The organism is Faecalibacterium sp. AF10-46 (assembly GCF_003604105.1).
In the GTDB taxonomy this organism is placed as follows: Bacteria; Bacillota; Clostridia; order Oscillospirales; family Ruminococcaceae; genus Faecalibacterium; species Faecalibacterium taiwanense.
On sequence record NZ_QVGY01000013.1, the window covers coordinates 38731 to 58919 of the forward strand.

Annotated in this window: 13 protein-coding genes and 1 other annotated feature; of the genes, 7 read left to right on the forward strand and 6 right to left on the reverse strand. The window is 57.0% G+C overall.

The window, feature by feature from the left end; genetic code table 11:
- Positions 1-150: 150 nt before the first annotated feature.
- Entirely contained in the window at positions 151-1803 is a 1653-nt protein-coding gene (locus tag DWV57_RS12660) for a 2-isopropylmalate synthase (RefSeq protein ID WP_120020969.1), read from the reverse strand.
- 251 nt (positions 1804-2054) lie between these two features.
- Positions 2055-2322, reverse strand: a binding site (T-box leader).
- A 225-nt stretch (positions 2323-2547) separates the two neighbouring features.
- On the opposite strand from DWV57_RS12660, the gene DWV57_RS12665 reads away from it, so the two are divergent.
- From DWV57_RS12665 to DWV57_RS12685, 5 genes are all read left to right on the forward strand, one after another.
- A complete protein-coding gene (locus tag DWV57_RS12665) occupies positions 2548-5355 on the forward strand; it encodes a hypothetical protein (RefSeq protein ID WP_120020970.1) in 2808 nt (935 codons plus the stop codon).
- 168 nt (positions 5356-5523) lie between these two features.
- Positions 5524-7362, forward strand: coding sequence for an ATP-dependent zinc metalloprotease FtsH (gene ftsH, locus DWV57_RS12670; RefSeq protein WP_120020971.1), 1839 nt, complete (start codon positions 5524-5526; stop codon positions 7360-7362).
- A gap of 172 nt (positions 7363-7534) precedes the next feature.
- Positions 7535-8170, forward strand: coding sequence for a hypothetical protein (locus tag DWV57_RS12675; RefSeq protein ID WP_044953740.1), 636 nt, complete (start codon positions 7535-7537; stop codon positions 8168-8170).
- Between the two features lie 277 nt (positions 8171-8447).
- Complete coding sequence (locus DWV57_RS12680; protein ID WP_005942271.1) at positions 8448-9152, forward strand: ABC transporter ATP-binding protein; 705 nt, start codon at positions 8448-8450, stop codon at positions 9150-9152.
- The gene (locus tag DWV57_RS12685; protein ID WP_243112360.1) at positions 9149-12421 is read left to right on the forward strand and encodes an ABC transporter permease; all 3273 of its coding nucleotides are present in this window, start codon (positions 9149-9151) and stop codon (positions 12419-12421) included. The genes DWV57_RS12680 and DWV57_RS12685 overlap by 4 nt, the downstream gene beginning before the upstream one ends.
- Before the next feature lie 364 nt (positions 12422-12785).
- Here the strand turns inward: DWV57_RS12685 and DWV57_RS12690 are convergent, their stop codons facing one another.
- Complete coding sequence (locus tag DWV57_RS12690) at positions 12786-13517, reverse strand: biosynthetic peptidoglycan transglycosylase (RefSeq protein WP_120020973.1); 732 nt, start codon at positions 13515-13517, stop codon at positions 12786-12788.
- A 391-nt stretch (positions 13518-13908) separates the two neighbouring features.
- On the opposite strand from DWV57_RS12690, the gene DWV57_RS14970 reads away from it, so the two are divergent.
- A complete protein-coding gene (locus tag DWV57_RS14970; protein ID WP_275542627.1) occupies positions 13909-14040 on the forward strand; it encodes a hypothetical protein in 132 nt (43 codons plus the stop codon).
- A 112-nt stretch (positions 14041-14152) separates the two neighbouring features.
- Positions 14153-15442, forward strand: a complete 1290-nt coding sequence (locus DWV57_RS12695) for an O-acetylhomoserine aminocarboxypropyltransferase/cysteine synthase family protein (RefSeq protein WP_120020974.1) — start codon at positions 14153-14155, stop codon at positions 15440-15442.
- Positions 15443-15587: 145 nt separating this feature from the next.
- Here DWV57_RS12695 and DWV57_RS12700 read toward each other — a convergent pair whose 3' ends face one another.
- The 4 genes from DWV57_RS12700 to DWV57_RS12715 all read right to left on the reverse strand — a co-directional run bounded on the left by DWV57_RS12700 (position 15588) and on the right by DWV57_RS12715 (position 20064).
- Positions 15588-16454 (reverse strand): carbohydrate ABC transporter permease, encoded by an 867-nt coding sequence (locus DWV57_RS12700; RefSeq protein WP_120020975.1) that lies wholly within the window; start codon positions 16452-16454, stop codon positions 15588-15590.
- Between the two features lie 2 nt (positions 16455-16456).
- A complete protein-coding gene (locus DWV57_RS12705; RefSeq protein ID WP_120020976.1) occupies positions 16457-17428 on the reverse strand; it encodes a sugar ABC transporter permease in 972 nt (323 codons plus the stop codon).
- A 103-nt stretch (positions 17429-17531) separates the two neighbouring features.
- A complete protein-coding gene (locus DWV57_RS12710; RefSeq protein WP_120020977.1) occupies positions 17532-18971 on the reverse strand; it encodes a twin-arginine translocation signal domain-containing protein in 1440 nt (479 codons plus the stop codon).
- Between the two features lie 85 nt (positions 18972-19056).
- Positions 19057-20064 carry a LacI family DNA-binding transcriptional regulator gene (locus DWV57_RS12715; RefSeq protein ID WP_118529139.1) on the reverse strand — a complete coding sequence of 336 codons (1008 nt, stop codon included), beginning with the start codon at positions 20062-20064 and terminating at the stop codon, positions 19057-19059.
- Positions 20065-20189 lie beyond the last annotated feature (125 nt).

A 20189-nucleotide genomic window follows, 5' to 3' on the forward strand; every position in this document is an offset into this window, starting at 1 on the left:
AGGCGGCTCGCCCTCTCCGTCTGCTCCCGCTGGTCGCATCCACCTCCCCCAAAGTGGGAGGCCTTGGCAGTCCACGCAAAGTTACCGGTTTCGCCAGAGGCTCTCCCTTTGGGAGAGCTGTCACCGCAGGTGACTGAGAGGGCGAGGATGTTACTTATTATTGATCGCGCTCACCAGTGCCTTGATGCCAGCCACGATGATATCGGTGTCGGTGCCGGCACCCCAGGTGACGGTGTTATCGCCCCAGACAAGGCCGACGTAGGAGGCGGCGCGGGAGGTGGAGCCTTCGTCCAGACTGTGCTCGGAGTAGGTCTCGAGGTGGAACTCCATGCCGGTGGCGCTCTGGATGGCGTTTGCCACAGCGTCCAGACGGCCATTGCCCACCGAGGTGACCACCTTGCGCTGACCGTTCAGCTCCAGCGTGACGGTGGCGGTGATGCCGCTCACCTGTGCAAAGTGGGCTTCCAGAACGTTGAGCGGCTTGCAGCGGTTGAGGAAGGCATCCTCGAAGATGTGCAGCACCTCGTTTGCGCTCAGCTCCTTGTGGCTGTGGTCGGAAACGCTCTTGACCTTGTAGCCCAGAGCCTCGCGCATTTTGGGCGGCAGGTTGTAGCCGTAGTTCTGTTCCAGCACAAAGCCGATGCCGCCCTTGCCGCTCTGGCTGTTGATGCGGATAACATCGGCATCGTAGGTGCGTCCGATGTCGTGGGGGTCAACGGGGATGTAGGGGCAGGTCCAGCGGTGTTCGCCATGCTCCTTGCGGAAAGCCATGCCCTTTGCAATGGCATCCTGATGGCTGCCGGAGAAGGCGGCAAACACCAGCTGACCGGCGTAGGGGGTGCGCTCGTAAATGTGCATCCGGGTCACCCGCTCGTAGGTGGCGCAGATGTCCGGCATATCGGAGAAGTCCAGCTTGGGGTCCACGCCGTGGCTGTACATGTTCATTGCCAGCGTCACGGCATCCACGTTGCCGGTGCGCTCGCCGTTGCCGAACAGGCAGCACTCCACGCGCTGTGCACCCGCCAGCACGGCCAGCTCTGCGCAGGCCACGCCGGTGCCGCGGTCGTTGTGGGGATGGGTGGAGATGATCACGCTGTCGCGGTATTTCAGGTGCTTGTCGCAGTACTCGATCTGGTTTGCGTAGACGTGCGGCATGCTCATTTCCACGGTAACGGGCAGGTTGATGATCATGGGGCGGTCCGGGGTGGGCTGCATGATGTCCAGCACGGCGTTGCACACATCCACGGCATAGTCCACCTCGGTGCCGGTAAAGCTCTCGGGGCTGTACTCGAACAGGAAGTTGCCCTCATACTCCTCGCTCAGCTGCTTGACCAGCTTTGCGCCGTCGGTGGCGATCTGCTTGATCTCTTCCTTGCTCTTGTGGAACACCTGCTCGCGCTGGGCCACAGAGGTGGAATTGTAGAAGTGGATCACCGCGCGGGGTGCGCCCTTGACGGCCTCAAAGGTCTTGCGGATGATGTGGTCACGGCACTGGGTCAGCACCTGCACGGTGACATCCTCGGGGATCATGTTCTTTTCGATCAGGGTGCGCAGAAACTCATACTCGGTGTCGCTGGCGGCAGGAAAGCCCACCTCGATCTCCTTGAAGCCGATCTTTACCAGCATCTGGAAGAACTCCAGCTTTTCCTCAAGGCTCATGGGCACGATCAGGGCCTGATTGCCGTCGCGCAGGTCCACGCTGCACCATGCGGGGGCTTTTTCAATGTGATCCTTCTTTACCCAGCTGTCATAGCCTGCGGGTACCGGGTAGTAACCCGGAGCGTACTTGGTTGCGTCCATCATAATGTGCGGCCTCCTAAACGATTTACACTTCTTGCTCCATGCTCTTTGTGAGCGTCCTCGCCCTCTCAGTCTCACATTCGTTCGACAGCTCCCCCAAAGGGGGGAGCCCTTGGCAAAACCGGAAACTTTGCCGTACTGCCAAGGCCTCTCACTTTGGGAGAGGTGGCACGGCGTAAGCCGTAACGGAGAGGGCAAGCCTGCTTCCAAAAGGCAGATATACGAAAAGGCTCTCGTCTTTCAAGGCGAAAACCTTGAGAGACGAGAGCCTGTAAAGTTCAAACTACAGGGCACCCGTGGTACCACTCTCTTTGCTGCGCCTTTGGGCACAGCCGCTTTGCACGATCGGCTTTTTGCGGCGAATCGCTGTCCTTGTAACGGTGGACATCCGTCAGAGCCTACTTGTGTGTTCAGCCCTGCCGCTCAGGGGCCAGTAACCGAAGCCCTTTGCACCCGCCTTGCACCACCCGGCGGCTCTCTGTACGCAGAAGAAATTCGTTTTTTCCCCGTCAACGCATTTGTGCTTTTTTCAAAGTGGACTAAGTTTAGCATGATTCGCGGGCAGTGTCAAGCAATCTGACTCATTCTCAAAATGAAACAATTTCACAAAATATGGGGCAGAATTTCCCAAAATTGTGCACGGGTCGATTCGATGCATTTTTCGGTCGATTCGTGTCAAACGAATGCCCGGGGGGAGCTACGGGTGTATGATAGGATCAAAGATAGAACAGAGGAGGTACACCCTACATGAAACTACGTACCCGTAAATTCCTTGCCGGGCTGCTGAGCCTTGGCCTGCTGCTGCAGGCGGCAAGCCCCCTCAGCGCACTGGCGGCAGAGGATGCTCCCGTGGCGACGCATACTCTGACCGTTACGGTGGGCAATACTACTTACAACCTGACGGCGAATGGTGGAACTGTCAGCTCTGACGAGACATGGCCTTTAGGTTATCCCGCCGTGTCTTATGACGATGGCTTTGCGTTTGAAGGCGGCTTTAATGGCGATGTAACCCTTAACGGTGGAGAAAACGTCACCATCAAGGGTGAATCTTACGCCGTGAATGGTAGCCTGAATGCAACTGTCAATGATCTGACCGTCACAAAATCCGATTCCGGCACTGATGCTGCGATTCGCGGTGAGGCAACGATTACTAGCGCTGGTGATGTGAGAATCAGCGGCAACCTTGACTATAATAACATCAGCTTGGTAAATCAGGCTGTTGAAGGCAAGCTGACTGTGAACAGCGCACAGGATGTGAGCATTGACGGCATCCTCAACGGCGGTGCAGATATCAACTGTCAGACCCTTTCTCTGAATTGCGGAAACGGCTCGACCGTCAGCGGAACCCTGACCGTGCACAATGCGCAAAAAATTCAGGCTACCGCTTTTGCTATTTATGGCGTAATCGGCGACAGGGGTAAAGCAGGCAAGCTGGTACTTGATCACTGCACTGGTGCGGTCACGCTTTGCAATACCTACGGTAGTTATGAGGCCGTTCAAGCGGGCACGGTGGAGGTAAGGAATCTGCCGACTGGTTACGTTGCCCGCTATTATGCAGGCAGCTCCGAGGCCGAGAGCACTGAGACCCAGGACGCGAATGATTGTGCAAGATACTCTTATTTCAGAATCGAGTATGTGAATCCGAGCAACAAGACGCTCACGCTGACGAATGCCAAGGCTTACACGGATGCAGAGTACACCACGGAGCTGATCAATGCAACGAGCGCAAACGGCACTTCTACCTATCATGTGGACGAGGGCAAGACAGTCTACGTCAAGGCTGTTGCACCGGGCGAAGGCCAGTGGAAGTTTGGTGGCTGGATAGACCGTGAAGAAACCAGCGAAAAAATCACTGTTACCGTGACCGAAGATATGACCCTGACTGCTAAATGGGTAGAACGGACCACCCATACCCTTACCCTGAAGTATGCCGAAGCCTATGAGGGCGAAACCAAGTTGGTTGGCACTGCTGGTGAAAATGGCACCACTACCTATACGGTAGAAAACGGCAAAGAACTGACCATCAAGGCCGTTGCGCCGGACGAGACCCAACAGTGGATGTTTAAGGGCTGGACTGGCAGCAACAAGACCGACAAAGAAATCAACGTTACTGTGCACGAAAACATGGCCCTGACCGCTAAATGGGTCGTGGAAACCCCTGAACCTGATGAGGGTGAAGAAGTTCCATACGGCATCACGGTCACGATAGGCAATAATCCTCCCATTGAAGTGACCAGCGAAAACTGCGGGCACATTCTTGGAGTCGGAAACGACAAGCTCACCTATGACCCGGATACCCACACCCTGACCGGTACCGGCAGCTTTGGCAAGATGAAGGTCGAGATCACTGACGATCTCGAGGATAAGGTGGATGTGGTACTGAGCAATGCGAACGGTGCTGTGGTAAATGGCAGCCTGACCGTTACCGGCGCACAGGATGTGAAGGTAACGGGCGTATCCTCCACCGCCCTTATCACGGGGGACGCTACTATTACCTGCGCCGGTGACATCCTGATGGATAATACCGGTTCTGGCAATGTGCTGGGTTATGGTGACCACGGCAATCTCGATGTTCAGAGCGCACAGAATGTGACCATCCATGGTGAGGGCCGTACAGGCACCGATGAAGATGGAAACAACTATACCATCTATGGCAGAGCCGAGATTGAGTGCAGCGGTAATGTGGAGATCACCAGCCAGAATGGCGGTGCAGTTTGGGACCCGGTCGTGATCACCAAGGCGGCTAATGTGACGATCACTGCAAACCAGCGCGCTGTCTGGGATTCGCGCAGTTACCTCGATTCGTCCATCAATTGCAGTGGTAAAGTGAAAATCACAAGTAAGACTGCTGCGGCACTCCATGATGGCAAGCTGACGATCAATGGCGCAACAGACGTGACCATTTCTGGCAATCGCAACGATGGAGCAACCGTTGGCGGCAACGTTACCATTACCTGCTCCGGCCCTGTGGTGCTGGAAAACACGGGCGGCGGAAATGCTGTCAGCGGTGAGTTGAAATACACCCCGACTCATACACAGAAGTATGAGATCAAGACCGGCACGACTGCTGAAAGTGCAGAAGTTGTCTATCCGGGCGAAAGCGGCACAGGCTACACGGGTGCTTTTAATGATCCGTACATCAACATTGCCCCGGCAAGCAGCGGTGACACCACCCCCGATGATACCGGTACGGTGGACTCCGATTCCGGCGCAGGCGGCGCTGTTGCAGCCGTTCTGGTGGGCGGTGCAGCAGTCTGGGGCGGCTACGAGATCACTACCCGGGTGATCCTGCACAACATCCTGCCCGAGGGTGCAGAGATCCCCGCAAACCGCGGCCAGCTGGCACTGCTGGTGTGGAACACCGCAGGCAGACCTGAACCTGTGAACACCCCGGCCTTTGCGGATGTGGCAGATGCCGACACCGCCAAGGCAGCCCAGTGGTGTGTGGAACAGGGCATCATGGATGCCAAGAGCGAGAGCACCTTCAAGCCGGAAGGCTGGATGCCCAAGTTCAAGACCATTGAAGTGTGGGAAAGGGCTTTCCCCAAGCAGTAAACCCATGCTGAACCAAAGAGAGCAGCTTCGGCTGCTCTCTTTTTGTGTGCAAAGGGAACCTTTGTTAACAAACTGCTAAGTTTTTGGAAAGTTCTGCTCGAATTGCTGTTGCGCCCGGTTTTACTGTGCTATACTACTTGCATCAGGAACCAAAGGAGGAATTGCCCCATGAAAGAAGTCAAACCTTCCAAAAAGCCGCTGGCGATTTACTACGCCATCGTGCTGGCGGTCCTGCTGCTGCTCAACCTTGTGCTGCTGCCGTGGATGAGCGAGCGTCAGGTGGAGGAAGTGGACTACGGTACCTTTATGACCATGACCGAGGAAAAGAACATCGGCCGTGTGGATATCGAATCCAACCAGATCATTTTTACCGATAAAGAGGAAAAGCAGGTCTACAAGACCGGCCTGATGAACGACCCGGAGCTTACCCAGCGCCTGTATGATGCCGGAGCACAGTTTTCCAGCGAGATCGTGGAGCAGGGGTCGCCGATGCTCAATTTCCTGATCTGGTTTGTGCTGCCCATCCTGCTGTTCAGCTTCATCGGCAACCAGATGAACAAAAAGCTGATGGAAAAGGCCGGCGGCGGCCCGGGGTCCATGATGTTCGGCGGCGTGGGCAAGTCCAACGCCAAGGTCTATGTGCAGTCCACCCACGGCATCCGCTTTGCGGATGTGGCCGGTGAGGATGAAGCAAAGGAAAACCTGCAGGAGATCGTGGATTATCTGCACGACCCCGGCAAGTACGAGAGCATTGGCGCATCCATGCCAAAGGGCATCCTGCTGGTGGGCCCTCCGGGCACCGGCAAGACCATGCTGGCTAAGGCTGTGGCAGGCGAATCCAATGTGCCCTTCTTCTCCATTTCCGGCTCTGAATTCGTGGAGATGTTCGTGGGCATGGGCGCATCCAAGGTGCGCGACCTGTTCCGGCAGGCCAAGGAAAAGGCCCCCTGCATTGTGTTCATCGATGAGATCGATGCCATCGGTCAGAAGCGCAACAGCGGCAATCTCGGTGGCAACGACGAGCGTGAGCAGACTTTGAACCAGCTGCTCACCGAGATGGACGGCTTTGAGGGCAACACCGGCGTCATCATTCTGGCGGCCACCAACCGCCCGGATTCTCTGGACCCGGCCCTGACACGTCCCGGACGTTTTGACCGCCGTGTTCCGGTGGAGCTGCCCGACCTCAAGGGCCGCGAAGAGATTTTGAAAGTGCACGCCAAAAAGGTGGCACTGGCCCCGGGCATCGACTTCAACACCGTGGCCCGCATGGCTTCCGGTGCATCCGGTGCGGAACTTGCCAACATCGTCAACGAAGCAGCTCTGCGCGCTGTGCGTGCAGGCCGCAAGAGCGTGACGCAGGCCGATCTGGAGGAGAGCATCGAGGTGGTCATTGCAGGCTACCAGAAGAAGAATTCTATCCTCACCGACAAGGAAAAGTGCATCGTGGCCTACCACGAGATCGGCCATGCACTGGTGGCGGCCAAGCAATCCAACTCTGCCCCTGTGCAGAAGATCACCATTATCCCCCGCACCTCCGGCGCACTGGGCTACACCATGCAGGTGGACGAGGGCAACCACTACCTGATGAGCAAGGAAGAGCTGGAAAACAAGATCGCCACCCTTACCGGCGGACGCGCCGCCGAGGAAGTGGTGTTCCAATCCATCACCACCGGTGCCTCCAACGATATTGAGCAGGCCACCAAGCTTGCCCGCGCCATGCTCACCCGCTACGGCATGAGCAAGGACTTTGACATGGTGGCGTTGGAGACCGTGAACAACCAGTATCTGGGCGGCGACACCTCGCTGGCCTGCTCGGCCCAGACCCAGCGCGAGATCGACCAGAAGGTGGTGGGGCTGGTCAAGGCCCAGCACGAAAAGGCTGTCCAGATTTTGACCGACAACCGCGCCAAGCTGGACGAGCTGGCACGGTATCTGTACCAGAAGGAGACCATCACCGGCGAGGAGTTCATGGAGATCCTGAACCGGGAACCGGCACAGGCCCAGTGACCCCGGCGGCAGAGCTTCCAAAAAAATTTTTATAGCCTGCTGCAATAATCCCGCCGCCGCATCCGTTTATAAGACAGATGCGGCGGTTTTGTATTACACCGCATGGCAGACCATGGTTTTCCACAAAACAAAAATGTGCGGTGCAAAACCGCCGTCAACGGAGGTATTCCAAATGAAACTGAACCATAAATTTGTCCGTACCGTCACCACCACCGCAGCAGTGCTGGGTGCTGCCGCCATGCTGAGCGTGGGCGCATTTGCCGCAGAGGCAGACATCAACGACCCTGCTGCCGCAGGCTATCTGCCTCCGCAGGAGCAGATGGTGCAGGGGGATATCGCCCTGCACAGCGCCGATGTGGCGATCGGCGAAAAGGACCCCACCTACGGCGGCTACGGCGCACCGGAGGGAAACCCCATTCAGGGCAACATCATGCTGATCTCCGGCGATGAGCTGGCCGCCCCGTCCGCAGATGCAGCGGCGAAAAAGAGCGAGGCACGTTACACCGTCAAGGGCCTGTTCGGCAGAGAAGTGCTGTACACTGCCCGCCAGAAGGACAGTGTGCTGACGCTGGATGTGCCCGCCGGTTCTGCTACCTTCCGCACCACCGTGCAGGACATGCAGACCCTGCTGAACGAGGGCGTGAGCACGCTGGTGGTCCAGACCGAGAAGGGCTCCACCACCCTGAACCTGTCTCTGCTGGTGGAGGGCCAGAAGGGCACCGACCGCGTGGTGCTGCGCCGACTGGGCGAAAACACCTTCCTCACCGTGGGCCTGCGCTGCCGCCGCGATTTGATCGTGGGGCGCTGACCGCTTGACAGATGAACCCTCTCAGTCTCGCATACGCTCGACAGCTCCCCCGAAAGGGGGAGCTTTTTTGCGCCTTCCGTCAGATGCGAAAGCTCGCCCTTCGGGAGAGCTGGCATCGCACAGCGATGACTGAGAGGGTTTCTACGCCTGAGAGCGCAAGGCTGCATACGGTTGTTAAGTTTTTGAAAATTTGCGCAGATGTCTTTGCAAAGTCTGCCGGGAGATGTTATAGTTAAATTGAAACAGTATGTATTCCCGATAGAAAGGAAAAAACGCCATGGAGCATTTTGTGGAGTTTGAGGACGTTTGCAAATATTATCAGACCGGCAGTGTGAAGATCGCCGCCGCAGACCACCTGAATTTCTATGTGGATAAGGGCGAGTTCTGCATCATCGTGGGGCCTTCCGGCGCAGGCAAGACCACCCTGCTGAACATCCTCGGCGGCATGGACAGCTGCGACGAGGGCAACGTCTGGCTGGACGGCCAGAACGTGAGCCACTTTACCGCCAGAGAGCTGACCACCTACCGCCGGTACGATGTGGGCTTTGTGTTTCAGTTCTACAACCTTGTGCAGAACCTGACCGCACTGGAGAATGTGGAGCTGGCCAGCGAGATCTGCCGCGACCCGCTGGACCCCAAAGAGACCCTGCGCAGCGTGGGTCTGGGGGAGCGGCTGAACAACTTCCCGGCCCAGCTTTCCGGCGGCGAGCAGCAGCGGGTGTCCATTGCCCGCGCACTGGCCAAAAACCCCAAGCTGCTGCTCTGCGACGAGCCCACCGGTGCACTGGATTACAAGACCGGCAAGCAGGTGCTGGCCCTTTTGCAGGATACCTGCCGCCGCACCGGCCGCACGGTGATCGTTATTACCCACAACACCGCCCTGACGGCGATGGCAGACCGCATCATTCAGGTGCGCAGCGGTAAGATCGTCTCCAATCAGGTCAACGAGCACCCTGTGCCGGTGCAGGAGATTGAGTGGTGAGAGCTGTGCTGAAAAGTTATCGTAAAAACATCCTGCGGGAAATGAAGGACAACCTGAGCCGCATGGTCTCGCTGTTCGGTATCGTAGCGCTGGGCGTGATGATGCTGACCGGCCTGATGAGTTTTGCGCCCAGCATGCGCATCGCCGGGCAGAAATACTACGTGCAGCAGAACGTGTTCGACCTGCGGGTGCTGTCCACACTGGGCCTTTCAAAGGAGGACATTGCCGTCCTTGCCGCCGTGGACGGCGTGGAGGCTGTGCAGCCGGTAAAATATCAGGACGTGGAGGCCCAGTGGCAGGGCCAGAGCGAGACGGCGGTGGTGCGCCTGCAGCAGCTGCCCGCCGACCCCGGGGCCGACACGGCAGAAAATATGAACCGTCTGGTGCTGCTCTCGGGCCGGATGCCTGAGGCCCCGGACGAGTGCGTGGTGCATGTGATGGGCTACGGCGACCCGGTGGAGCCGGGCACGGTGCTCACCCTGCCGGAGGACACCGAACATGTGAGCCGGAAGCAGTTCACGGTAGTGGGCACCGTGCAGGACCCGCAGCATTTTTCCACGGACAAGGAGAGCAGCACCGCCGGTGACGGCCAGCTGGATGATATTGTGTTCCTGCCGGAGGGCAGCCTGACCACGGATTATTATACGGCGTGCTATCTCAAGGTAAAAAATGCCGGCCTGTATGATAATTACTCGGACGAGTATCAGGCAGCAGTGGATGACACAGCCGCAAGGGTAAAGGCCATCAGCGGGGCACAGTGCACAGCCCGGCGGGCGGAGCTGATCGAGGATGCCAGTGCAGAGCTGGCCGATGCCCGGGCCGAGTACAACGACAAAAAAGCCGAAGCAGACCGTCAGTTTGCGGAGGCAGAACAGCAGCTGGCCGATGCACAGGCACAGCTGGACAGCGCCAAAGCCCAGCTGGATGCGGGCGAAGCGGAGCTTGCCGCCAACAAAAAGGCTCTGCCGGATACCATGCAGGGCGGTGCGGACGAGCTGGTGAGCGGCGAGGAACAACTGCTGGAATTTGAGGATCAGCTGCAGCAGATCGAGATGCTGGTGAACCTGAAAAAGGTGGCCGACCCGCTGCTGGGCTATGCGGAAACGGCTCTGCACAACGCGCAGAAGGCGCTGGACGAGGCCGAGCCCGCCGATGAGGAATACACCGACCTGCGGGATGCCCTGCAGAAGGCGCAGGATGCTTACGACAACATCAGCGGCCAGCTGAACGGCTATCAGGCCCAGCTGGACGAGGGCAAGCGCCAGATGTATGCACAGGGGCTGATCTCTTCGCCCAGCCTTTCCAACGAGCAGCTGGTGACCGAAGCCAAAGCCGCATTGCGCCAGATGAAGGTAAAGCTTCTGCAGGGGCAGCTGCAGCTGACCACTGGCACGGCCACAGCCTACACCCAGTTCGATGCGGCTCGCACTCGGCTGGACGAGGGCTGGCAGGAATACAGGGACGGCGTGCAGCAGCTGGCCGATTCCCGCGCGGAGTACGAGAGCCGGAAGGCCGATGCCGAACAGCAGTTGGCCGATGGCCTTGCCCAGCTGAACGATGCCGAGGAACAGGTGAGCCAGATCAAGAGCGGTGAGTGGTATGTGCTGGACCGCGGCTCCACCATGAGCTGTGTCACCTTTGAGCAGTATGCCGATCGCATGGATGCCATTGCACGGGTGTTCCCGGTGTTCTTCTTCCTGGTGGCGGCGCTGGTGGCCACCACCACCATGACCCGCATGGTGGACGAGAACCGCCTGCAGCTGGGTACTCTGAAAGCTCTGGGCTACTCCAACGCAAAGATCGCAGGCAAGTATCTGTTCTATGCCCTCAGCGCCAGCGTGCTGGGCAGCATCGTGGGCATGGTCATCGGTTTTGTGGTGTTCCCGCTCATCATCTGGTATGCTTACCAGATGATCTTCAGCATGTCCACCTTTACGCTGCACTTTTACCCCGGCATGGCGGCAGCCAGCGTAGCCATCAGCGCGGCCGTCATCGGTTTTGCTACATGGAACGCCTGCCGTGCCAGCCTGAAGGAAAAGACTGCAGCTTTGCTGCTGCCCCGGGCCCCGGTGGCAGGCAAGCGCATCTTTTTGGAGTACATCACCCCGCTGTGGCAGCACATGAGCTTCTCCCAAAAGACCACAGCCCGCAACCTGTTCCGCTACAAAAAGCGCTTCTTCATGACAGTGCTGGGCGTGGCAGGCTGCACGGCGCTGCTGCTGATCGGTTTTGGCATTCAGGATTCCATCCTGCCCATCGTGGACAAGCAGTCCGGGCAGCTGACCCACAACGATCTCACCATCTCGCTCAGCGATGAAAAGGCGCTGACCATGGAGCAGGGCCTTGCCGACACGCTGGACAGCAGCAGTGCGGTCCACAGCTGGGGCGCGTTCTACACAAAGTCCACCACCCTTTATAATGAAGAGGGCGGGAGCGCCGATGTCAGCATCGTAGGCGCGGAGGACGATGCCCGGATGACCGAATACTTCACCTTCCGCACCCGGGTGGGCCACGACCCCATTCCCTTTGAAGAGGACAGCGTGATCCTGACCGAAAAAACGGCCCTGAATCTGGGGCTGAGCGTGGGCGATACGTTCTATGTGGAGGCAGCAGACGGGAGCCGCGTGCCGCTGGTGCTGACCGGCATTACTGAGAACTACATGTTCACCCGGCTGTATCTCTCCAATGCGCAGCTGCAGGCCCTGCTGGGCAGCACGCCGGAGTGGAACACCGTCTACGGCCTGACCGGCTGTACCACCGAGGCGGAGTACAACACCCTGCGCACAAAGCTGCTGGGCTGCAACTATGTGAGCAGCGTCAGCTTCACCGAGGACACCACCTCCATGTTCGGCAGCCTGATCGGCAGCCTGAACTACGTGGTGGTGCTGATCATCGTGTGCGCGGCGGCGCTGGCGGCGGTGGTGCTGTACAACCTGATCAGCGTCAACCTTGCCGAGCGAAAAAAGGAGCTTGCCACTATCAAGGTGCTGGGCTTCTATGACAAAGAAGTGTACCGCTACATCTTCCGCGAGATCGAGCTTTTGTCCCTCATCGGCTCCGGCGTGGGCCTGTTGCTGGGCGTGCCGCTGCACCGGTTCATTATCCTGACCGTGGAAATGGATCAGCTCATGTTCATCCGCACCATTGCACCCCGCAGCTATCTGCTGGCAGTGGCATTGACGATGCTGTTCACCTTTGTGGTGTGCTTTGCCATGCGGCGGCATGTGCGGCATATCAGCATGGTGGAAAGCATGAAAGCCCCGGAGTGACAGCATGACAGCGGCACCGGGTGCTCCGTCCCGCCTGCGCTCGCCAGACCACCAGCGAGAGAAAGCCCTCGCACTTCCCGCAGCGGCGCATCGTCGATTCTAATTGCAGCCTGCACGTTAGACATGGCTTCGCGCATCTTGCCGGAGCACCCGGTGCCGCTGCCGGCAAAGAACCGGTAAATTCATAAAAGCTTCATATAAATAACATGCTTTCGCAGAAATTCTCTGGTATGATAAGGCTACCGACAGGCGGGGCCGCAACCGCCTGAACGGGTAACATGATTCCTCCTTTACCAAACCAAATACCGCAAAACAAAACACCGCGCCTTGTCTGACCCGCAGCAGACAGGGCGCGGTGTCTTGTTTAAACCGTTAAGTTTTCAGCATCTGCGGCAATGGCATCGGCCTGCTGCTGGGTGAGCACGCGGCACTTGACCATCCGCTTGAGCACCACCTGCATCCGCTTGAAGGCAAGCTCCGGGCTGCTGGCGTAGACCGAGGGCGCGTTGGGCATACCCGCCAGATAGATCGCTTCGACATCGGTCAGCTGGGCCGGTTCCTTGCCAAAGTAGCCCTCGGCAGCTTCTGCAATGCCATAATACCCGCTGCCAAAATAGATGGTGTTGGCGTACATCTCAAAGATCTGCTGCTTGGAGTAGGTCTTTTCAATATCAAAAGCAGCAAGCATCTCGGCAGCCTTGCGGGCCAGATGCTTGTCCTGCGTGAACAGCTCGTTCTTGGCAAGCTGCTGGGTCAGGGTGCTGCCACCCTCGGCCAGCGAGTGGGTGCGCAGGTCGGCCAGCAGGGCGCGGGCGATGGCCCCCGGGTCGATACCCTTGTGGGTCATAAAATGCTCGTCCTCGGTGCAGATGACTGCGTTAATATAGATCTGCGGCAGCGCATCGTAGGAAGTATAGCTCCCGCGGGCACGGATGGTGTCGTACATGGAAGCCACTGGGTAACTGCTGGCGGCACTGCGGTACAGCTGTCTGCCCTGATAAAAGAACCAGCCGCCTGCCAGCAGCCCGCCAAGCAGCAGGATGCAAAGAACAACGAGCAGGCTCTGCTTTAAAAAATGAAAGAAACGATGCAGCATCGAAAAACTCCTTTGATGATAAAAAAGAACGCTACCATAATAAACGATTTGCAGGGCGTTTGCAAGGAACAGCTTTAGTATAACAATAAAATTTTAAGGTTTTATCAATGGAAAAATAAAAATTTCCGAAGAAGCAGAAGTATTACTCCTGTTGGAACTGCACAACGGGATGCTGCAAATGCGGGCTGCGCATCGTGCAGAAAACTCAATTTGAAAAAAACTGGAATTAACCCATTGACAAACTGGGTAAGAGGGGATATAATGCAAACAATAAATCCACAAACCTAGTGGGAAAAAGAAAACGACGGTTTTGCTTCCCGGCACAGAGCAGATAGAGGCTCCGGTTTGTAGATGAGTGGGAAAGAATTATTTCGGAAAGGAGGGCACGGATATGAAGCTGATTTGGAACGACCTGCTGCACGCAAACTTCCGCTATGGGCGAATGTACGGTGACCGGGCAGAACATCTGGCTGTGAACTGTACGATGCCCTCTTGCTGTGCACGAATGTGTACCCGAATGTGACGTTGACAGAATCGCTTTGAATTGTGTTTGCCCGGTGCGCTTTTGTATCACGCATCGGGATTTTTTGTATCAGAAAATTATACTAAAAGTACAAATAGAGAGGTAAAATACTATGTCTAACTATAAATTTGAGACCCTGCAGCTTCACGTTGGCCAGGAGCAGGCCGATCCCGCAACCGATTCCCGTGCAGTGCCTATCTACCAGACCACTTCCTATGTGTTCCGCAACAGCCAGCACGCAGCAGACCGCTTCGGCCTGGCAGACGCAGGCAACATCTACGGCCGTCTGACCAACTCTACGCAGGATGTGTTCGAGAAGCGCATCGCTGCTCTGGAAGGCGGCGTGGCTGCTCTGGCTACCGCTTCCGGTGCTGCTGCCATCACCTACACCATCGAAGCACTGGCACAGGCCGGTGATCACATCGTGGCTCAGAAGACCATCTACGGCGGCAGCTACAACCTGCTGGAGCACACCCTGACCCAGTTCGGTGTCACCACTACCTTTGTCAATGCACACGATCTGGCTGAGGTGGAGAATGCCATCCAGCCCAACACCAAGGCCGTCTATCTGGAAACTCTGGGCAACCCCAACAGCGATATCCCCGATATCGATGCCATTGCAGCCATCGCGCACAAGCACGGCCTGCCACTGGTCATCGATAACACCTTCGGCACCCCGTACCTGATCCGTCCCATTGAGCACGGCGCAGATATCGTCGTCCATTCCGCCACCAAGTTCATCGGCGGCCACGGCACCACGCTGGGCGGCATCATCGTGGACAGCGGCAAGTTTGACTGGAAGGCAAGCGGCAAGTTCGGCAATATTGCTGACCCCAACCCTAGCTACCACGGCGTTTCCTTTGCCGATGCAGCAGGCCCCGCAGCTTTTGTCACCTACATCCGTGCGATCCTGCTGCGTGATACCGGTGCCACCATTTCGCCGTTCAACGCCTTCCTGCTGCTGCAGGGCACCGAGACCCTGAGCCTGCGCATCGAGCGCCATGTGGAGAACACCAAGAAGGTAGTCGAGTTTCTGGCAAACCACCCGCAGGTGGAGAAGGTCAACCACCCCTCCCTGCCGGATCACCCGGATCACGCCCTGTACGAGAAGTACTTCCCCAATGGCGGTGCATCCATCTTCACCTTCAACATCAAAGGCGGCCGCAAGGAAGCATTCAAGTTTATCGATAACCTGAAGATCTTCTCTCTGCTGGCAAACGTTGCGGATGTGAAGAGTCTGGTCATCCACCCGGCTTCCACCACCCACAGCCAGCTGAACGACGAAGAGCTGGCCGAGCAGCAGATCTATCAGAACACCATCCGCCTGTCCATCGGCACTGAGCACATCGACGATATCATTGCTGATCTGGAAGCAGGTTTCGCAGCCGTCCGCGGCGAGTAAATCTTATCCCCTTAGAACCTCCGACAGAATGTGTATGCCTTGTTTTTTCTCCTGATCTCTTCCAAAAATTCCTTATATCCTAAACACAGCAAAAGGGCCCCGGAATTTTCTCCGGGACCCTTTTGTTGTGTGCGGCAAAATGCCGTCAGCCTTTCACGCCGCCCAAAGCAACACCGCGGACGATGAACTTGGAAAGCAGCAGGTACACGATGATGACGGGCAGAATGGCGATAGCCACCATCATGTAAACCTTGCCCATATCAAACTTGAGGAAGTCTGCACTGCGCAGCTGTGCGATCAGGATGGGCAGGGTCTTTTTGTCGGCGCTGTCCAGCACCAGAGCGGGAATGAAGTAGTTGTTCCAGCTGGCCACGAAGGAGAAAATGGCCTGCACTGCCAGAGCGGGCTTCATAATGGGCAGCACGATCTTGTTGAAGGTGTAGAACTCGCCTGCACCGTCGATGCGGGCAGCCTCTACGATCTCCATGGGAAGGGAAGCGTCCAGATACTGCTTCATGAAGAAGAACACGGTGGGCGCTGCAATGCTGGGCAGGATCAGCGGGATAAAGCTGTTCTTCAGGCCCATCTTGGTGATGAGCTGCAAAAAGCCCAGAGCGGACACCTGTGTGGGCATGGTCATGATCAGCAGGATAATGGCGAACGCGGCCTTTTTAAACCGGAAGTTATAGGCGTAGATGCCGTAGGCCGTCAGGGCCGAGAAGTACACGCTGAACGCCGCCGAGCAGGCGGAGACGATCAGGCTGTTGCGGATGCCGGAGACGACAGGGATGTTGGCATCGGCCAGCACGTTCTGGAAGTTGGTGATGAGCGATTTGCCCGGCAGCAGCGAGAAGCCTTTCTGGATCTCGAAGTGGGTGCGGGTGGAGTTGATCACCAGCACATAGAAGAAGAACAGGCACAAAAAGCTGATGAGCACCAGCACCAGATAACACCATGCGCGGCGTGCAGCCAGTGTTGCTTTTTCCGATTGATTTCTAGGAGTGTGTGCCATAATCATTTCCCTCCTTTTGCTGCCTTTTTGGCGGCGTTCAGTTCTTTGCGCTGGGCGCGGGTCAGGCCGTCATCCTCCTTGGTAAGGGAGAAGTAGACCACAACGCACAGCACTGCGCACACGAGGAACAGCACCACGGATACAGCACCGGCCATGCCGTAGTTCTTGCTGAACAGGTGGTTGTTCAGGTACATGATCATGGTGGTGGAGGTGCGGTCCGGGCCGCCCTTGCCGTTGGTCAAAATCTGCGGCACATCGAACATCTGCAGGCCGCCGATCATGGAGGTGATCATGACGTAAACAAGGATGGGACGGATCAGCGGAATGGTGATCTTCCAGAACATCTGGTTCGGGGTGCAGCCGTCCAGCTCTGCCGCCTCGTACAGGGTGGGGTCTACACCCATGATCGCAGCCATCAGCATGATGGTGGTGTTGCCGAACCACATCAGGAAGTTCATCAGGCCGATCAGCCCGCGGTTGCCCCACACGGTGTTCAAAAAGCTGATGGGTGCATTGATCCAGCCCATGCTCTGCAGCACGGCGTTCACCGGGCCGTTGTCCGAGAACAGCGCGAAGAACAGCATTGCAAAGGCGGAGGCCATGATCAGGTTGGGCATGTAGATGACCGTCTTGAAGAAGGTCTGGCCCTTCAACTTCAGGCGCAGATCGGTGAACCATGCTGCCAGCAACAGGGAAATGGCGATCTGCGGGATAAAGCCGATGATCCACAGGATCAGCGTGTTGCCAAAGTACTTGGGCAGATCGGTTGCGAACAGGGTAATGTAGTTTTTCAGGCCTACAAAGTTCGGGCCAATGATCTTCAGGCCGCTGCGGTAATATTCAAAAAAGCTGTAGTAAATGGTGGATGCCAGAGGGATCAGCTGGAATACCGCGAAGATGATGAAGAACGGCGCAATGAAGATGTAGCCCCATTTCGCGTAGCTGATCGACCCTTTCTTTTTCTTTTCTCCCATAAGGATCGCCTCCTGATAAATTTGCGGAAAGAACAGGGGCGGGCGGGAACAGCGTCCGGCCCGCCCCTGCGTATTCACTTTTCCGTTTTAGGGTCGGCTGCTATTATGCGGGCCACACCACGTCGGTCAGCTCAGGATACTTCTCCTTGATAGAGGTCTCGAAGTTTGCCTTTGCGGTATCTTCGTCCACGTTGCCGGTAAAGTAATCCTTGAACGCATTCTGGAAGCTCTCATTCAGGCCCTGATCGTACGGACCGGCGTTGGACATATCGATCTTGGTTGCAGCCTCTGCAAACAGAGCGATGTGGTTCTGGCCGCCCAGGAAAGCGGAGCTGTAATCGCTGTTTGCGATCTCGTTCATAGCCTTCTCGTTGTTGGTGTAGTCCTGCGTATCCATGGTGATCTGCTTCATGATGGCTTCATCGCAGGTCAGCTTCTGCATAACGTCCTTAATGGTCTCGATGTTGTCGCTGCCGGCTGCGCCGCAAATCCAGGTGCCGCCCCAGTAGTAGGGCTGAGGGCCTTCGCACACAGCGTAATCGCCGTAGATACCGTTGCCAACTTCTTCCTTGCCGCCCTCAGCGACAGGAGTCTCCAGCGAGTTGCCCAGCAGGGTGAAGTTGATGCCCCAAGTGGAGTAGAAGAAGCCGAACACCTTACCGGTGGGACCCTGATCGGCTGCCCACTGGCTGTCCCACAGGCTGGACTTGTTGTTATAGCCCTTATCGGTGTACTCCTTGGTCTGATCGACCCACTTCATAATGTTCTCATCAACGGTAACGGTAGTGCCGGTGACCCACGGAGCTGCCACGTTGTTGGAGAAGGTGCGGTATGCATCATCAAAGCCGGACAGCATCTTGTAGCCCTTGGCGGCTGCCTGTGTAGCTACATCATTGAACTTATCCCAGTCGGACAGGTAGGTCTGCACTTCGGCGGGATCATCGGTGCCAAGAACATCCTTGGCAATGCTGCGGCGGTATGCAAACAGACCGGGAGTTGCCTGCCAGGTGGTGCCGCGCTGGCTGCCGTCCACAGTAACGATGTCCTTGGTGTACTGGTACTGACCAGCCAGATCGTCGTCGGTCAGGCCGATGTCTGCCTTGACATCCAGAACATAATCGGAATCTACATACTTCAGAGCATAGTCAGCCTCGATCAGGAAGATGTCGATCTTGTCGTCATCAGCAGCGCTGTCCTGACTCAGCAGGGCTTCGTCCAGCTTGTTCTGATAGTTGTTGTTCTCGTTGGCATTGATGGTCCACTTCACAACGGTGCCATCCTTCAGGGTGGTGGTGGACTTGTCGGCTGCGATCTCGGAAACTTCCGGATAGTAGTCGTTGAAGCGGCTCTGGAACTCATCGTTCCAGCACCAGATGTTCAGCACCTTGCCGCCTGCTGCGGGAGCAGCGGAAGCAGCAGAGGAAGCCGGAGCAGAAGAAGCGGTGCTGGTGGAAGCGGAAGAACCGCCGCAGGCAGCCAGAGCTGCACCAATGGTCACGGCACCGGAAGCGAGCAGGAAATTACGGCGAGAGATCTTTTTCATAAGGGTAAACCTCCTTCATGGTTTTCCATTATTTGCAAAAGTTTTCTTCATAAAAGGTTCCGTAGCAAGAGCCTTTGGAGACATATTAAAGAATGCTGACCGACCCGCCGTCCAGCAATTTGCCGGAAACGCGGATCTGTTCGGGCAGGGTCACTCTTGGATGCTCGATCAGCTCAATGAGCTTGTCGGCAGCCGTGCGGCCCAGCGCGGCGGTGTTCTGTTGGTAAGTCACCAGCTGAGGCTTGACCACCCGCGAGAGGTAGATGCCGTCGTAGCCCATCACCGAAACATCCTCCGGGATCGAAAGCCCCTTTTCGCTGATGGCGTTGTAGCCGCCCAGCGCGGAGAAATCGTCCGGGAAGATGATGCAGGTGGGCGGCTGCGGAAGCTCCAGCAGCGCTTTGGTCTCGGCGGCACAGCGGTCGGCATCATGGTAAATGCCCTCCCGCACATAAGCTTCCGGGATCTTCAGGCCCAGCTCTTCGCAGGCCTGATAGAAACCTGCAACGCGGTTCTCGGTAACGGCGGTCTTTTCGCCGTGGATAAAGGCGATGCGGCGGTGGCCGCAGGCCCATGCCTGCCGCACCAGTGCCTTCAGGCCGGAAACGTTATCCGAGAGGATCGCCATGCGGTTATTGAACACATGATCGATCGTGACCACCGGCACCTCGCTGTTCACCAGCTCCACCACCTGCGGCTCGTAGAAGTTCACGCAGGCGATCACCACACCGTCCACATTGCGGTAGCGGCAGTGCTCAAGGTAGCTCATGCTCTTGCCGCTGATATTGTGGTTGATAAAGGTGATGTCGTAACCGTGTTTCTCGGCTTCCACCTTGAAGCTGTCCAGCACGGCGGAAAAGTATTCGTGGGTCAGGCCGCTCTGCCGTTCATCTACGAACAGAACGCCCAGATTGTAAGTACGGTTTGTTTTCAAGGAACGCGCGGCGGCGTTTGGCATGTAGCCCATACGGTGCGCTGCGGCCCGTACCCGTTCTCGTGTGGCAGGCGAGATATCTGGCTGGTCGTTCAGCGCCTTGCTGACCGTTGCCACCGATACGCCGCATTCCTTTGCCAGATCTTTCAGGGACGGCATCGCTCGTTTGCCTCCTTCCGAAGAACGTTTTACGGGGGATGTTTACCATCAAGTCCTTAATCGTTTTCGCAATCTCATAATAGCGTATTCTGTACGAAAAATCAAGCTAAAAAGAATAACTTCCA

Coding starts and splice junctions, on each gene's coding strand:
- DWV57_RS12660 (WP_120020969.1), bottom strand. CDS start 1,803: ATGATGGACGCAACCAAGTACGCTCCGGGTTACTACCCGGTACCCGCA.
- DWV57_RS12665 (WP_120020970.1), top strand. CDS start 2,548: ATGAAACTACGTACCCGTAAATTCCTTGCCGGGCTGCTGAGCCTTGGC.
- ftsH (WP_120020971.1), top strand. CDS start 5,524: ATGAAAGAAGTCAAACCTTCCAAAAAGCCGCTGGCGATTTACTACGCC.
- DWV57_RS12675 (WP_044953740.1), top strand. CDS start 7,535: ATGAAACTGAACCATAAATTTGTCCGTACCGTCACCACCACCGCAGCA.
- DWV57_RS12680 (WP_005942271.1), top strand. CDS start 8,448: ATGGAGCATTTTGTGGAGTTTGAGGACGTTTGCAAATATTATCAGACC.
- DWV57_RS12690 (WP_120020973.1), bottom strand. CDS start 13,517: ATGCTGCATCGTTTCTTTCATTTTTTAAAGCAGAGCCTGCTCGTTGTT.
- DWV57_RS14970 (WP_275542627.1), top strand. CDS start 13,909: ATGAAGCTGATTTGGAACGACCTGCTGCACGCAAACTTCCGCTATGGG.
- DWV57_RS12695 (WP_120020974.1), top strand. CDS start 14,153: ATGTCTAACTATAAATTTGAGACCCTGCAGCTTCACGTTGGCCAGGAG.
- DWV57_RS12700 (WP_120020975.1), bottom strand. CDS start 16,454: ATGGCACACACTCCTAGAAATCAATCGGAAAAAGCAACACTGGCTGCA.
- DWV57_RS12705 (WP_120020976.1), bottom strand. CDS start 17,428: ATGGGAGAAAAGAAAAAGAAAGGGTCGATCAGCTACGCGAAATGGGGC.
- DWV57_RS12710 (WP_120020977.1), bottom strand. CDS start 18,971: ATGAAAAAGATCTCTCGCCGTAATTTCCTGCTCGCTTCCGGTGCCGTG.
- DWV57_RS12715 (WP_118529139.1), bottom strand. CDS start 20,064: ATGCCGTCCCTGAAAGATCTGGCAAAGGAATGCGGCGTATCGGTGGCA.